This is a genomic window from Halosimplex salinum, from assembly GCF_003730195.1.
Lineage (GTDB): Archaea > Halobacteriota > Halobacteria > Halobacteriales > Haloarculaceae > Halosimplex > Halosimplex salinum.
The window spans coordinates 262,022-276,244 of sequence record NZ_QWGG01000003.1; the positions used below are offsets into that span (position 1 = coordinate 262,022).

12 protein-coding genes are annotated in these 14,223 nt (G+C 69.0%); 4 read left to right on the top strand and 8 right to left on the bottom strand.

Annotated elements, in window-relative coordinates; genetic code table 11:
- Window positions 1-8 precede the first annotated feature (8 nt).
- Entirely contained in the window at window positions 9-1,058 is a 1,050-nt protein-coding gene (locus D1409_RS09655; protein ID WP_123536501.1) for an oxidoreductase, read from the top strand.
- 33 nt (window positions 1,059-1,091) lie between these two features.
- On the opposite strand, the gene D1409_RS09660 is transcribed toward D1409_RS09655, so the two are convergent.
- The 5 genes from D1409_RS09660 to D1409_RS09680 all read right to left on the bottom strand — a co-directional run bounded on the left by D1409_RS09660 (window position 1,092) and on the right by D1409_RS09680 (window position 5,859).
- Window positions 1,092-2,528, bottom strand: a complete 1,437-nt coding sequence (locus D1409_RS09660) for an FAD-dependent oxidoreductase (RefSeq protein WP_123536503.1) — start codon at window positions 2,526-2,528, stop codon at window positions 1,092-1,094.
- 74 nt (window positions 2,529-2,602) lie between these two features.
- Window positions 2,603-3,493: an SDR family oxidoreductase gene (locus tag D1409_RS09665; protein WP_123536505.1), complete on the bottom strand. Its 891-nt coding sequence runs from the start codon at window positions 3,491-3,493 to the stop codon at window positions 2,603-2,605.
- 7 nt (window positions 3,494-3,500) lie between these two features.
- Window positions 3,501-4,313 carry an aldo/keto reductase gene (locus D1409_RS09670; RefSeq protein WP_123536507.1) on the bottom strand — a complete coding sequence of 271 codons (813 nt, stop codon included), beginning with the start codon at window positions 4,311-4,313 and terminating at the stop codon, window positions 3,501-3,503.
- A gap of 525 nt (window positions 4,314-4,838) precedes the next feature.
- Window positions 4,839-5,144 carry a cupin domain-containing protein gene (locus D1409_RS09675; RefSeq protein ID WP_123537081.1) on the bottom strand — a complete coding sequence of 102 codons (306 nt, stop codon included), beginning with the start codon at window positions 5,142-5,144 and terminating at the stop codon, window positions 4,839-4,841.
- A 28-nt stretch (window positions 5,145-5,172) separates the two neighbouring features.
- Window positions 5,173-5,859, bottom strand: coding sequence for a TetR/AcrR family transcriptional regulator (locus D1409_RS09680; RefSeq protein ID WP_123536509.1), 687 nt, complete (start codon window positions 5,857-5,859; stop codon window positions 5,173-5,175).
- 106 nt (window positions 5,860-5,965) lie between these two features.
- Here D1409_RS09680 and D1409_RS09685 point away from each other — a divergent pair, with 106 nt between their 5' ends.
- On the top strand, window positions 5,966-7,912 hold the full coding sequence (locus tag D1409_RS09685) for an ABC transporter ATP-binding protein (RefSeq protein WP_123536511.1): 1,947 nt from the start codon (window positions 5,966-5,968) through the stop codon (window positions 7,910-7,912).
- Between the two features lie 14 nt (window positions 7,913-7,926).
- Here D1409_RS09685 and D1409_RS09690 read toward each other — a convergent pair whose 3' ends face one another.
- Window positions 7,927-8,181: a hypothetical protein gene (locus D1409_RS09690; protein ID WP_123536513.1), complete on the bottom strand. Its 255-nt coding sequence runs from the start codon at window positions 8,179-8,181 to the stop codon at window positions 7,927-7,929.
- A 112-nt stretch (window positions 8,182-8,293) separates the two neighbouring features.
- On the opposite strand from D1409_RS09690, the gene D1409_RS09695 reads away from it, so the two are divergent.
- Window positions 8,294-10,246, top strand: a complete 1,953-nt coding sequence (locus D1409_RS09695; protein WP_123536515.1) for an ABC transporter ATP-binding protein — start codon at window positions 8,294-8,296, stop codon at window positions 10,244-10,246.
- 31 nt (window positions 10,247-10,277) lie between these two features.
- On the opposite strand, the gene D1409_RS25385 is transcribed toward D1409_RS09695, so the two are convergent.
- On the bottom strand, window positions 10,278-10,673 hold the full coding sequence (locus D1409_RS25385) for a hypothetical protein (RefSeq protein ID WP_123536517.1): 396 nt from the start codon (window positions 10,671-10,673) through the stop codon (window positions 10,278-10,280).
- Between the two features lie 161 nt (window positions 10,674-10,834).
- Complete coding sequence (locus D1409_RS09705) at window positions 10,835-12,664, bottom strand: sensor histidine kinase (RefSeq protein ID WP_123536519.1); 1,830 nt, start codon at window positions 12,662-12,664, stop codon at window positions 10,835-10,837.
- 225 nt (window positions 12,665-12,889) lie between these two features.
- Between D1409_RS09705 and D1409_RS09710 the strand changes: the two genes are divergently transcribed.
- Window positions 12,890-14,122 carry an MBL fold metallo-hydrolase gene (locus D1409_RS09710; protein WP_123536521.1) on the top strand — a complete coding sequence of 411 codons (1,233 nt, stop codon included), beginning with the start codon at window positions 12,890-12,892 and terminating at the stop codon, window positions 14,120-14,122.
- Window positions 14,123-14,223: the final 101 nt, after the last annotated feature.

The window sequence follows — 14,223 nt, forward strand, 5'->3', positions numbered from 1 at the left end:
CGACAGGTATGAGCAACTGGACCGCCGCGGACGTTCCGGATCTCACCGGGAAGACCGTCGTCGTGACGGGCGCGAACAGCGGCCTCGGCTACGAGGCGACGAGCGTCCTCGCTCGTAACGGCGCGACGGTCGTGATGGCCTGTCGAAGCGCCGAACGCGGCGAACGGGCGGCCGCCGAGATCCGGGAGTTCGAGTTGCGCGAGGCGCGGACCCCCTCGAAATCGAGCGGGCGAAGCCCGCGAGCGGCGGCCGAAGACGCCGCCCTCGACGTGCGCGAGTGCGACCTGGCCGACCTCGAATCGGTCGAGTCGTTCGCCGACGAGGTACTCGCCGACTACGACGAGTTGCACGTCCTCTGTAACAACGCCGGCGTGATGGCGGTCCCGCGCTCCGAGACCGCCGACGGCTTCGAGATGCAGTTCGGCGTCAACCACCTCGGCCACTTCGCGCTGACCGCTCACCTCGTGGAGCGGATCGTCGAGACGCCGGGCGAGACGCGCGTGGTCACCCACTCCAGCGGCGCCCACCAGGGCGGCGAGATCGACTTCGACGACCTCCACCACGAGGAGTCCTACGGAAAGTGGGAGGCCTACGGCCAGTCGAAGCTCGCCAACCTCCTCTTCGCCTACGAACTCCAGCGCCGACTGGACGCGGCCGGCGTCGAGGACACCGTCTCGGCGGCCTGTCACCCCGGCTACGCGGACACCGGACTGCAGGCCCGCGGTCCCCAGCAGGAGGGATCGGCGCTGAAACTCTACGCGATGCGGGCGGCCAACGCCGTCTTCGCCCAGTCGGCCGAGCGGGGAGCGCTCCCGCTCCTGTACGCCGCGACCGCGCCCGACGTGACCGGCGGCGAGTACGTCGGCCCCGGCGGTCTCTTCGACATGCGGGGGTATCCCGAGCCACAGCGGTCCAGCGACGCCTCCTACGACGCGGACGCCGCCGACCGCCTCTGGAGCGTCTCCGAAGAACAGACCGACGTCACCTACGACTTCGACGCGGTGGCCGAGACCGCCGCGGGCGACGTGAGCAGCGACGCCGCGAGCGCGGCAGAGTGACCGGGCTGTGGACTCGCCGCCGGGCCGACTCACTCACTCGTCGAGCGAACCGTTCAGCACCTTCGCGGCGGTCAGGACCGGGTCCCAGACGGGGGAGAACGGCGGCGCGTACCCGAGGTCGAGGTTCTCCACCTCGCCGACGGTCATGTCGCCCTCCAGCGCCGTCGCGACGGTGTCGATCCGGACGGCCGCCCGGTCGGTGCCGACGATGGTGCCGCCGAGCAGCCGCCCCGTCTCCCGGTCGGCGGTCAGCGAGACGACCGTCTCGGCCGCGCCGGGATAGTAGCCCGACCGCGAGGCCGTCGTGATCGTCTCGCTCACCGGGTCGAACCCCGCCTCGCGCGTCCGCTCGTGGTCGACGATCCCGACCCGGCCGCACTCCTGCTCGAATGCCTTGACGACGGCCGTCCCGGCGATGTCGCCGGTGGGTTTCGGGTCGCCGGCGACGGTCTGCCCGATGGCTCGGCCCGCCCGGTTGGCCGTCAGCCCGAGCGGTACCCAGTCGAACTCGCCGGTGACGGTGTGGCGCGCCTCCGCGCAGTCGCCGGCGGCGTACACGTCCTCGGCCGACGTGCGCCCGTAGTCGTCGACGGCGACGGCCCCCGACTCGCCGAGGTCGACCGCCGTGTCCGCGACGAGCGAGACGTTCGGCCGGATCCCCACGCCGACGAGCGCCATATCCACGTCGATAGCGGTGTCGCCGGTACACTCCAGTCGCTCGACGCGCCCCTCGCCGGCGAGTCGGTCGACCTCGGTGTCCAGGTGGAGCGTGACCCCCTGCTCCCGCAGTTCGGTCTCGACGCGCTCCGCGACGGCCTCGCCGAAGGGCCCGAGGACGTGGTCGCCGCGCTGGAAGACGTGCACGTCGAGGCCGTGGGCGGTGAACGCCTCGGCCATCTCGACACCGACGTAGCCGCCGCCGACGATGGCGACGGTCTCCGGTGGCGCCCACGCGGCGTAGCGCTCGACCCGCTCGCGGTCGACGTAGCCGTCGCCGCCGAGCGACTCGGGCGTCGCTTCCCCCTCGGGTTCCAGCGCCGCCCGGATCGCCGCCGCGTCGTCGAGTCCGTGGAGCGAGAAGACGCCGTCCAGGTCGGTCCCGTCGACCGGCGCGGTCAGCGCGTGGGCGCCCGTGGCGACGAGCAGGTCGCTGTAGGACTGTTCGCGTCGCTCGCCCGCAGGCGTGCGAACCGTCACGGACCGCGCGTCCGTGTCGACGGCGACGACCTCGCGTTCCCGGCGCAGGTCGATACCGCGCTCCTCGATATCGTCCGGGGACAGTGTCAGCAGGTCGGTCAGCCGCTCGACCTCGCCCTTCACGAAATATGGCGTGCCACAGTGGGCGTAGGACACCCACCGCCCCTTCTCGAAGACGACCACCTCGCGGTCGGGGTCCTCGCGTTTGCACTTGCTCGCGGCGCTGAGTCCCGCGGCGTCGCCACCGACCACGACGAACGGTTCGGCTGTCATGGCTCGGAAGTGGGTTCGTGCCCACGTAGTCGTTCGGGGCGTCGACCTCGTCCCCACACGACCGCCGGACCGGATCAGGCGGGCTCGAACAGGTCGGCGTGGTCGGCGACGAACGTCGTCAGATCGCGCGGCGGCCGGCCCAGCACGCGCTCGGCGTCGTCGGTGACGCGTCCGGCGAGCCCGAGCCGTGCGGTCGTGTAGATACCGGCCATCGTGACCGCGAACCCCAGCGACCGCCCGCGGCCGAGTTCGCGCCGGAGGAAGGCGAGGAGCGACGGGTCGGCGTAGGTCACCGGCCGGTCGAGGACGGCGGAGAACACCCGCGCGACCTCGCGGTAGTTCAGCGCCGCGGGCCCGGTGAGGTCGTAGGCGCGGCCGCGGTGGCCGGGTTCGACGAGCGCCAGCGCGCCGACCTCGCCCACGTCCCGCGCGTCGACGAAACTCGTCTCGCCGTCGCCCGCCGGCACGACGATCCGGCCCTCGCGCACGTCGTCGCGGTGGACCTCGGCGAAGTTCTGCATGAAGAACGACGCCCGCAGGTGCGTGTGCGCCATCGACGACGCCTCGACGTGCGCCTCGATCCGTCGATGGGGCAACAGGGGATTGTTCCCGGCGCCCAGCACCGACAGCACGACGACGTGGTCGACGCCCGTCCGCTCGGCCGCGTCGAGGAAGGGGAGGACGGACTCGCCGACGCGAGTCGCCGTCGGCGGCCGCACGAGGAAGAGGCGATCGATCCCCTCCAGCGCCCGTCCCCACGTCTCCGGCCGGTCGAAGTCAAACGTCGTCGGCTCCGCGTTCGCCGGGAGATCGGCACCCACCGGGTCGCGCGAGGCCGCCACGACCGGTTCGCCTCGCTGGACCAGCTCCGCCGCGACGACGGACCCGACGGTCCCGGTCGCGCCCGTCACGAGCACCGACCCGTCAGTTCCGGGTGCCGCGCCCGCCGAACCGGTCCCCGTCATCGCGTCCTCACCAGTTCCAGGGACCGTGGCCGGGGTCGATCTCCCGGTGGCGCTCGTCGATGGAGTCGATCAGTTCGATATCCTCGTCGTCGAGGGCCAGTTCGAGCGCCGCAAGGTTCTGTGCCATGTGCTCGCGACTGCTCGCCTTCGGGATGGCGGCGACGTTGTCGTGGGACGTCACCCACGCCAGACTCACCTGCGCCGGCGTCGCGTCGTATTTCTCCGCGACCTCCCGGATCTCGGGCACGTCGAAGACCGCGCCCTTCCCCAGCGGCGAGTACGCCACCAGCCAGTGGTCGTGCTCCTGCGCGTACTCGACCAGTTCCGTCTGGGGCAGGAGCGGGTGCATCTCGACCTGGTGGGCGAACAGCGGCGCGTCGAGCACTTCGCGGGCCTCGTCCAGCAGCTCGGGCGTGAAGTTCGAGAGCCCGATGTGGCGGGCCTTCCCCGCTTCGTAGGCGGCGTCGAACGCCGGGAGGACCTCCTCGTGGCTGTATATCCCGGAGGGCCAGTGGACGTACAGCAGGTCGACGGCGTCGACTCCGAGACGGTCCAGACAGCCGTCGATGGCCTCGGGCACCTGCTCCGGTTCTGCCGGCACGTCGTGGTGGACGGTCTTCGTCGACAGCCACACGTCGTCGCGGTCGACGCCGCTGTCGCGGAGCCCCTGCCCGACGAATCGCTCGTTCTCGTATACCTGCGCGGTGTCCACGTGACGGAACCCGACGTCGAGCGCCGTGGCGACGTTCTCGCGCCACTGCTCGCGATTGTCGTCGGAGTACGTGCCGAGCCCGAGTCGCGGAAGTGTGTCGACTGGCATGTGTTCGATCCTGCGTCGGAGGCCGTTTCACCCTGCTGATCCCGGAAGAACGAGCGGTTGCGGGTGTGGGTGTCGGTGCGAGACTCATCGGGACCGCAACCGCGAACAGCGTGAAAGCCCCCGGACGCTGCGGTCGCGCGGCTCGCTGTCGCCGAAAATCGAAGATTTTCGAGATGACGAGAGAGCGGCGCTCTCTCGGACCACGCCCTTCGCTCACTGCGTTCGCTGCAGTGCTTACTGCGCCGTGCTTCCCGCAGCGTCCGGCCCCTTTCATTCCCACCCGCTTCGACCGTCGCATCAGCCGCCGTGGGTGGGAATGAAAGGGGCGCCCGTCTCGACGAAGGCTGGCGAAGTAAGCACCGCAGGGCGAAGCCCGAGGAGCGCAACGAGCCACCCGAGTCGAGACGGGCGGGGCTTTCACGCTGTTTGCGGTCTCGTGAGCCGTCGCCGTCGCTACGCTCACACTGGTCGTTACTGTGGTAGCGGTCGCGGCGAGAGAACCGAGACGGACGTGCCTCCGAACAGCTAGTAGTCCGGCGGGACGTACAGGTTCAGCGTCTCCAGTGGTTCGTCGCCGTCGTTCTCGATCTCGTGGGTCTCGCCCGATTCGACGACGACGAGATCGCCCTCGCTCAGTCGGACGTCGTCGCCGTCGACGGTCGCTCGACCCGACCCGGACACGACGTAGAGCCACTGGTCGCTCTCCGCGTGGAAGTTGTCGGGGCCGCCGGTGGACTGGCCGGGCGAGAGCGTCATCTGGGCGGCCTGCGCGTCGTCGGTCGTCAGTCGAACGTCGAAGAAGCCGGAGAAGTCGAGGGTGGTGCGTTTCATGCCGGCCGGGCGTACGCGCTCCTCGCCGTTAGTGTTCGGTGTCGTCGCCGTCGCGCTCGTCGCCATCGTTCTTGCTGAAACCGGACCGCTCGGCGTCGTAATCGGCCACTTCGCCGTCCTCGACCAGCAGGTCGTCGACGACGAACTCGGCGATCTGGTCGCGCATCCGGCGACTGGCGTGTTCGGCACCCAGTGTCACCTGATACATACGCGCGCCGACGAGCGAGGTGTAGATCGCTTCGCCAACCGTGTCGGGGTCGACTTCGTGGAAGACGCCCGCCTCGACGCCGTCGGCGATGATCTCGGCGACGGTGTCGATGTTGGTCTGGTAGTGGGTCGCCAGCTTCTCGCGGAACTGCTCGTTGTGGACCGCCTGGACCCGCAGTTCCAGCAGCGCCAGCGCGAACGTCTCCCGGTCCTCCTCGCCGTGATCGATGACGAAGCCGTCGACGAACTCCTCCAGTCGCTCCAGGGGCTCCTCAGTGTCCGACTCGGCGAGGCGGGCACCGACCCAGCCGACGATGTTGTCGACGAACGCGAGCATCAGCTCCTCTTTCGTGTCGTAGTGATAGTGGAGGAGCGAGCGGCTCTTGTCGAACTCGTCGGCGATGTCCTGCATCGTGAGGTGGGCGTACCCGTGCTTGCACAGCGCGTGATAGGTCGCACCCATGATCTCCTCGTGCGTGTCTCCCTGCACGTCCACCTCAGTTGCCATATCCACGAGTCATCGGGAGCCGGGAAAAATCTTCCGCGCGCCCGGGTCGTCGACGAGGACTAACACGAAAGTCAGTCTTATGGGTTCGAGGGTGATACGGTGGGGCATGCCACCGGGAGGGCCCGACGACGACGAGTTCGAGGAGTTGCGCGCCGACGAGGACAACGCGATGGTGCGGCTGTTCGGCGAGTACGGTCGCGGCCAGCGGGCGCGCTTCACCGTCGGCGGGCTGGCGAGCGTCTTCTCGACGCTGATGGAGCTCGTCCCCGCGTTCCTGCTCGGAGTCGCCATCGACTCGTTTTTCGGGTCGAACCTCGGTACGATGCGGCTCCCGTTCGTCCCCGACCCGTGGATCCCGACCGACGCGCTCGACCAGTTCCTCTTGCTGATCGGGCTGCTCGGCGCGTCGCACGTCCTCGGCGCAGCGCTGGGGTGGGTGAACTCCTGGGCGTGGAACGGCTTCTCTCAGCACTTCCAGCACGAGATGCGCGTCGACGCCTACGACGCGATGCAACGCCGTGAGCTCTCCTTCTTCGACGACAAGCAGACCGGCGAGGTGATGTCGATCCTCAACAACGACGTCAACCAGCTGGAGGGGTTCCTCACGAACAGCCTCAACCAGGGCATCGGCATCGTCTTCCGCGTCGGCGGGATGGGCGTCGCGATGTTGCTTCTGAACTGGCGGCTCGGCATCGTCCCGACGGTCATCATCCCGGCGCTGGGCTACGCCAGCCTCGTCTTCGTCAGGCGCATCCACCCGAAGTACCAGGAGGTCCGCTCGTCGGTCGGGCAGCTCAACTCCCAGCTGGAGAACAACCTCGGCGGCATCGAAGTCGTGAAATCCTACACCACCGAGCGCTTCGAGACCGACCGCGTCGCGGAGTCCTCACAGGAGTACCTCGACGCTCAGTGGGACGCCATCACGACGCGAATCGCCTTCTGGCCGACGCTGCGGCTGGTGACAGCCGCCGGGTACACCGCAACCTTCCTCGTCGGCGGCTACTGGGTGATGGCGAACAACGGCCTCGTCGCCGAGCCGCTGCCCTTCTTCAACGGCCCGCTGACGGCCGGCCTCCTCGTCACCTTCCTCTCCTATTCGCGGCGGTTCGTCTACCCGATGCGGCAGTTCGGCCAGATCATCAACGACTACCAGTACGCCGAGGCCGCCGGCGAGCGCGTCGTCGGCCTCCTCGACACCCCCTCGGGGATCACCGACCGCTCCGACGCGGTCGAACTCGGTGGACTCGACGGGGCCGTCGAGTACGACGACGTTCACTTCGCCTACGACACGGAGGACGGCGAGGAGCAGGTGCTCGACGGCGTCTCCTTCGACGTCGAACCGGGCGAGATGGTCGGCCTCGTCGGCCCGACCGGCGCCGGGAAGACGACGCTGATGAAGCTTCTCCTGCGCCTCTACGAGGTCGACGAGGGCGCGGTTCGAGTCGACGGAACGGACGTGCGCGACGTGACCCTCCACAGCCTCCGGCAGTCGATCGGCTACGTCAGTCAGGAGCCGTACCTGTTCTACGGGACAGTCCGGGAGAACATCGCCTACGGCATCCCCGACGCGGCCGACGAAGACATCGAGGCGGCGGCGAAGGTGGCCGGCGCCCACGAGTTCGTCGCTGACCTGAAAGACGGCTACGACACGAAGGTCGGCGAGCGCGGCGTGAAGCTGTCGGGCGGCCAGCGCCAGCGCGTCTCTATCGCCCGCGCGGTGCTCAAAGACCCCGACGTCCTCGTCCTCGACGAGGCGACCAGCCACGTCGACAACGAGACGGAGGCCGTCATCCAGAACAGCCTCGACGACCTCATCGAGGACCGAACGGCCTTCGCCATCGCCCACCGCCTCTCGACGGTGCGCCACGCCGACACCATCCTCGTCATGGACGACGGCGAACTCGTCGAGCAGGGGACGCACGACGAACTCCTCGCCGAAGACGGCCTCTACGCCACGCTCTGGCAGGTGCAGGTCGGCGAGATCGACGCGCTCCCCGAGGAGTTCATCGAGCGCGCTGCGGGCGGGCAGGCGAAGCCCGGCGATCTGGACTGAGGCGGAGCGGCCACCTACTCGCGCTGTGCTTCCCTGAACAGGTGCATCCACTCGGCGATCGAGCCCCGCATCCCCTCGACGGTGACCGTGACCTTCCCGTCGAACTGCCACTGGGCCCGCTGGGCCTCCTCGCCGAACGACAGCGGGACGTCGACTGTCAGGTCCTCGGCGTTCAGCGTTACCGATTCCTCCCTGTCGACGCTCTCGTCGATGAGTTCGTCGGCGACGTCGAGCCACGTCGGTCCCGCTTTCCCTGGGGATTTGGCCATACGCACCGTTCGAGCGCGACGGCCCTGTTCGTTACGGTCGGACCGGGTTCGCCGAGCACGACCGACTAACACGAGAGTTAGTTATTTACGCGGAGCCCCGCTATCGCGTCCCATGTCATGGGGCTTCTCCGGTGGGAACGACGACGCCGACGCGTTCGAGGACCTCCGGGACGGCGCGGACCGGCCGATGTGGCAGCTGCTCGGCGACTACGGTCGCGGCTACAAGGCCGAGTTCGCGCTCGGCGGCGTCGCGAGCGTCATCGCCCGCTTTCTCGAACTCGTGCCGGCGCTCGTCCTCGGCGTGGCCATCGACTCGCTGTTCGTCGGTGAGCAGCAGTTCACCCTGCCGTTGATCCCCCAGAGCGTCATCCCTCCCACGCAGGAGGCGCAGTTCTGGTTCGCCGTCGGCGTCGTCGCCGTGGTGTACCTCCTCACCGCCAGCCTCAACTGGGTGAACTCGTGGGCGTGGAACCGCTTCGCCCAGCACCTCCAGCACGAGGTCCGGGTCGACACCTACGACGTGGTGCAACGGCTGGACATGAGCTTCTTCGACTCGAAACAGACCGGGGAGATCATGTCCGTGCTCAACAACGACGTGAACCAGCTGGAGAGCTTCCTCACGAACGACCTCAACGCCGGCATCCGCATCGCCGTCCTCGTGGTCGGGACCGGCGCGGTGATGGTCTGGCTCAACGCGCAACTGGCCGCCGTCGCGTTGGCGTCGATCCCCGTCCTCGCCGTGGCGAGTTACGTGTTCGTCCAGAAGATCGGTCCGAAGTACGGCCGCGTCCGCGGCTCCGTCGGCGCCCTGAACTCACGACTCGAGAACAACATCGGCGGCATCGAGGTCGTCAAGTCCTACGGCCGCGAGTCCTTCGAGCGCGACCGCGTCGAGTCCGCGTCCGAGGACTACCTCGACGCCAACTGGGACGCCATCACGACGCGCATCAAGTTCTTCCCCTCCCTGCGAATCATCACCGGCTTCGGCTACATGTTCACGTTCCTCGTCGGCGGCTACTGGCTGCTGTTCGGCCCGCCTCAGACCACCGTGGCCGGGGCGACCGTCGGGTTCACCGGCGGGATGACGCTCGGGGTGCTGACGCCGATGTTGCTGTACTCCCGGCGGTTCCTCTGGCCGATGCGCCAGTTCGGCAACGTCGTCAACAACTACCGCTACGCCTTCGCCGCCGCCGAGCGCGTCGTCGGCCTGATGAACGACCCGCAGTCGATCCACGAGCAGGACGACGCACACGACCTCAACGGCGTCGACGGCCTCGTCGAGTACGAGGGCGTGCGCTTTCGCTACCCCGAGGCCGAGGAGAACTCCATCGAGGACGTCACCTTCACCGCCGAGCCCGGCGACTTCGTCGGCCTCGTCGGCCCGACCGGCGCGGGCAAGACCACGCTCCTCAAACTCCTGATGCGCCTCTACGACCCCCACGAGGGGACCATCGGCATCGACGGCCACGACGTGCGCGACGTGTCGCTGTCGAGTCTCCGGGACTCGGTCGGCTACGTGAGTCAGGAGCCCTACCTGTTCCACGGCACCGTCGAGGAGAACGTCGCCTACGGCCTCGAAGCGACCGACGACGACATCCTCGAGGCCCTGCGCATGGCCGGCGCGATGGAGTTTGTCGAGGACCTCCCCGAGGGCATCGAGACGACCGTCGGCGAGCGCGGCGTGAAGCTCTCGGGCGGACAGCGCCAGCGGATCGCCATCGCGCGGGCCATCCTCGAAGACCCGGAGATCCTCGTCCTCGACGAGGCGACCAGCCACGTCGACAACGAGACCGAGGTCCTGATCCAGCGCTCGCTGGAGGCGCTCACTGCCGACCGGACCACCTTCGCCATCGCCCACCGCCTCTCGACCGTTCGCGACGCCGACACCATCCTCGTCATGGACGACGGCGAGGTCGTCGAGCAGGGCACGCACGAGGACCTGCTCGCCGAGGACGGCCTCTACGCCAACCTCTGGAGCGTGCAGGTCGGCGAGGTCGACGCGCTCCCCGAGGAGTTCATCGAGCGCACCGCCGAACGCGAGCGGGCGAGTCTCGACGACGACTGAACCGACGGGGAATCGCGCCGTCTCCGCCGTCTCAGCTCCGCTCGCGGCTCAATTCCCGGTCGATGCTGTCGGTCTCGGGGCCGTCGAGTTCCAGTTCCAGGCGTCGTTCGAGTTCCGCCTCGGATAGCTCGCCGTTCGCGTACCGCTCCCGGAGCCGAGCGACCCCGTCTTCGCCCGTCCCGTCGGTCCTCGTCGTCCGGGAGCGGTCCCGGATCGAGTCGCGTTCGGACGACCCGTCGTCGGAGAGCCACGAGTACAGTTTGAATCCACCGTAGAGGAGGGCGGCGACGGTCAGTAGCGTGGCGACCGTGGTCACCAGCGCCCACACCAGTCCGACGAGCGCCGAGACCACCGAGAGGACGACGCTGACCAGTATGAACGCGCCGATCGCCAGGGCGGCGAACTTCAGTACTTTCGCGAGGGCCATGCTCGAAGCTGCGTCCTGAACGACAAAAGGTCTGTCTCCGGATCGCTCGGACGGCGACGGGTCAGCGCCTTCGGTGCTCGGACGACGACGGGTCAGCGCCTTCGGTGCTCGGTGACGACGATCGGGGTCTTCGGTGCTCGGACGGTTTCAGCCCGCCGGCTTCAGGTGTTCGTCAGTTCGTGCTCTGGCTCGGTGCGCCCCTCGATCAGTTTGACGCCCGAGAAGACGACCCTCGCGCCCGAATCGCCGTCGCTCTCCGTCATCGACACCTCCCAGCCGTGCGCGCGGGCGACGGCGTCGACGATGGCGAGGCCGAGCCCGGTGCCGTCGTCGGCCGTCGTGTAGGCGTACTCGAACACCTGTTCGCGCTCGTCGGCGGGGACGCCCGGGCCGTCGTCGGCGACGAAGAAGCCGTCGTCGGTGCGGCCGACGGTGACGGTCACGGACTCGTCGCCGTGGTCGATCGCGTTGCGATACAGGTTCTCGAACACCGACTGCAGGCGTGTGGCGTCGGCGTAGACTCGCGTCGCGTCGTCCACGTCCACATCGAGAGTGGCCGCTCCGGTGTCGGTCGTCCCCCAGGAGTCGCGGGCGACCGTGGCCAGCGAGACCCGCGACAGGTCGTCGACGGTCTCCCCCTCGCGAGCGAGCGTGAGGGTGTCCTGGACGATCTGGTCCATCCGGTCGAGCGCGTCGCTGGCTTTCGAGAGGTGCTCGTCGTCGCGCTCCTCGCGGGCGATCGCCACTCGACCGTGGGCGACGTTCAGCGGGTTCCGCAGGTCGTGCGAGAGCGTGCTCGCGAACCGCTCTAGCTGCGTGGTCTGCTGTTCGAGGTCGCGAACGTGCTGACGGCGCTCGGTCACGTCCCGGAGGACGAGCGTGTAGCCGGCGACCGACCCGCGGACCTGCAGGTCGGAGACGGTGACGTCGTACTCCCGCACCTCGCCCTCCTCGAACCGCGTGAACGCGGACACGAACGGCGAGTCGGGCGCCCCGTCAGAGGGGAGCACCTCCGTCGGTTCGCCGGACTCGTTCGACTCGACGGGAGCGACGACACCGCCGCCGTCGGGCCCGCTGTCCGACGACACCTCGGTCGGTCCGTCGGCAGCGGTGCCGTCGGCCTCGCTGGTCGGGTAGAGTTCGGGGACGGCGCGCTCGACCGGTTCGCCCTCGTAGTCCGAGACTGCCGGGAACGTCTCGGCGGCCGCTCGGTTGTAGTCGAGCAGGCGGCGGTCGCTGTCGACGACGACGACGGCGTCGTCGAGGACTTCGAGGACGGACTCCCGGGCGAGCGGCGCGAGGTCGAACAGCTGGTGGCGGAAGACGGCCCAGGCCACGACGCCGAGCAGCCACGGAGACCCGATGACGAGCGCACCCGACAGCGGGCCGGGGATGGTGCCCGCGAACCACAGCGAGAAGATGGCGAACGTCGGCAGGTAGCCCACCAGGAGCGCCGCCGTCTGCTTGCGCCTGACGCCCGGCCCGAACAGGAGGTGCGCGCCGAGCAGTCCGAGCCCGCCGTAGTACAGCAGCGACCCGGGGAGCAGGAGTGCGAAGGAGAGCCCCGTCGGGACGGCCTCCGTGTAGGTGAACGGCTCGGAGACGAGCGTGAACTCGGTCCAGATCAGCTCGTGCAACGGATTCGTCGCCTCGAGCAGCGCGACGAGGACGTGCCACCCGACCGCCCCGTAGACGACCGACCGCGGGACCCGCCGGAGATGACCCACGTACTCCAGGATCAACAGGAACCACAGCAGCGGCAAGAACCCCGTGAGGGCGGCCTGGAACCTGAACGACGATATCATCAGCGACCGCGACGGCGCCAGCAGTTCCGCGATCACGAGCGGCCCCGACACCGCGTAGAGGGCCACGATGGCGACGAACAGCCGACTCTGCAGGTTCGTGTCGTCGTCCCACAGCCAGACCGCGACCGCCACCGAGACGACTGTCGAAAGCGCGACCAGCGCGAGATAGACGCTCTGAGAGACCACGATACCCCAGTAGATACGCGGTCACGGATAAAAGCGTTCCCGCCGGATATTCAGGTCTGAAACTCCCAGCGATGCTGTCGCGGGGCGGCCGTGACGGGCGCGCCCCGGGCGGTGCCACTCGCTCGGACCGGCACGAGGCGGACCGACGCGACTCGTCTGGACCGAGGCCGACCGAATCGACGCCGACCGACGGACACAAGCGCCCGGGGCGCCGATACTCCGCCGATGAACGTCCGGTTCCTGGGTGGTGCCCGCGAGGTCGGCCGCAGTGCGATCCTCGTCAACGACCGGCTCCTCCTCGACTACGGCATGCTCACGGGCAACCCGCCCCGGTTTCCGGTCGACGACGTCGACCCCGAGGCCGTCGTCGTCTCCCACGGCCACCTCGACCACGTCGGCGCCGTCCCGTCGCTCCTCTCGGGCGACCGACGCCCCCCGATCCACTGGACGCCGCCGACGCGCGAACTCGCGCTGACGCTCGCCCGCGACACGCTCAAACTCCACGGCGGCACCTACGACTGCCCGTTCACCGAGACCGAGATCCGACGGGTCACCCAGGTCTCCGAGACCCACGGCTACCGCGAGTCCTTCGAGGCGGCGGGCCACGAGATCACCTTCTACAACGCCGGCCACATCCCCGGGAGCGCCCACGTCCTCGTCGACGACGGTGACACCCGACTCCTCTACACGTCGGACTTTCACACGGACGACCAGCGGCTGGTGTCGGGTACCACCGCTCGTCCCGACGCCGACGTGGTGCTCTGCGAATCGACCTACTCCGACGTGGAGCACGAGGCCCGCGCGGCCATCGAGGACCGCTTCGCCGAGAGCGTCCGCACCACAATCTGGCAGGGCGGCACCGTCGTGGTCCCGGCCTTCGCCATCGGCCGCACGCAGGAGATGCTGCTGGTCTGCGAGGCCAACGACCTCGATTGCTACGTCGACGGGATGGGCAAGCAGGTGACGCGGATGCTGCGTCGCAACCCGGAGTTCGTCCGCGACGCCGACGCGCTCCAGCGGGCGAAGTCCAACGCTCGCTTCGTCGACGGCGCGGACGGCCAGCGTCGGCGCATCGCCGACCAGAACACCGTGATCGTCACCACGAGCGGGATGCTCTCCGGCGGCCCGGCGATGACGTACATCCCGGCCGTCCGCCAGCGACCGACGAACAAGATCGCGATGACGGGCTACCAGGTCGAGGGGACGCCCGGCCGTGACCTGCTCGACACCGGGAGCGCCGAGATCGACGGCCGGCGGATGCCCGTCAGCGCGCAGGTCGAGTCCTACGACTTCTCCGCCCACGCCGACCGGGACGGCATCCTCGAGTTCCTCGACGCCTACCGCGACGCGCGCGTGCTCGTCAATCACGGCGACCGCTGCGAGGCGTTCGCCGAGGAGTTGCGGGCCGACGGGTTCGAGGCGACGGCCCCCGCGGTCGGCGACGAAGCGGGGATCTGAGCCCGGGCGATTCCGGCCGAGAGCCGGCACGCTGCGTCCAGGCGAACCCGGCCGACCACCGGCACGCTACGTCCGGCAATTCCGGCCGGTCACGGGAGTCG

Coding starts and splice junctions, on each gene's coding strand:
- D1409_RS09655 (WP_123536501.1), top strand. CDS start 9: ATGAGCAACTGGACCGCCGCGGACGTTCCGGATCTCACCGGGAAGACC.
- D1409_RS09660 (WP_123536503.1), bottom strand. CDS start 2,528: ATGACAGCCGAACCGTTCGTCGTGGTCGGTGGCGACGCCGCGGGACTC.
- D1409_RS09665 (WP_123536505.1), bottom strand. CDS start 3,493: ATGACGGGGACCGGTTCGGCGGGCGCGGCACCCGGAACTGACGGGTCG.
- D1409_RS09670 (WP_123536507.1), bottom strand. CDS start 4,313: ATGCCAGTCGACACACTTCCGCGACTCGGGCTCGGCACGTACTCCGAC.
- D1409_RS09675 (WP_123537081.1), bottom strand. CDS start 5,144: ATGAAACGCACCACCCTCGACTTCTCCGGCTTCTTCGACGTTCGACTG.
- D1409_RS09680 (WP_123536509.1), bottom strand. CDS start 5,859: ATGGCAACTGAGGTGGACGTGCAGGGAGACACGCACGAGGAGATCATG.
- D1409_RS09685 (WP_123536511.1), top strand. CDS start 5,966: ATGCCACCGGGAGGGCCCGACGACGACGAGTTCGAGGAGTTGCGCGCC.
- D1409_RS09690 (WP_123536513.1), bottom strand. CDS start 8,181: ATGGCCAAATCCCCAGGGAAAGCGGGACCGACGTGGCTCGACGTCGCC.
- D1409_RS09695 (WP_123536515.1), top strand. CDS start 8,294: ATGTCATGGGGCTTCTCCGGTGGGAACGACGACGCCGACGCGTTCGAG.
- D1409_RS25385 (WP_123536517.1), bottom strand. CDS start 10,673: ATGGCCCTCGCGAAAGTACTGAAGTTCGCCGCCCTGGCGATCGGCGCG.
- D1409_RS09710 (WP_123536521.1), top strand. CDS start 12,890: ATGAACGTCCGGTTCCTGGGTGGTGCCCGCGAGGTCGGCCGCAGTGCG.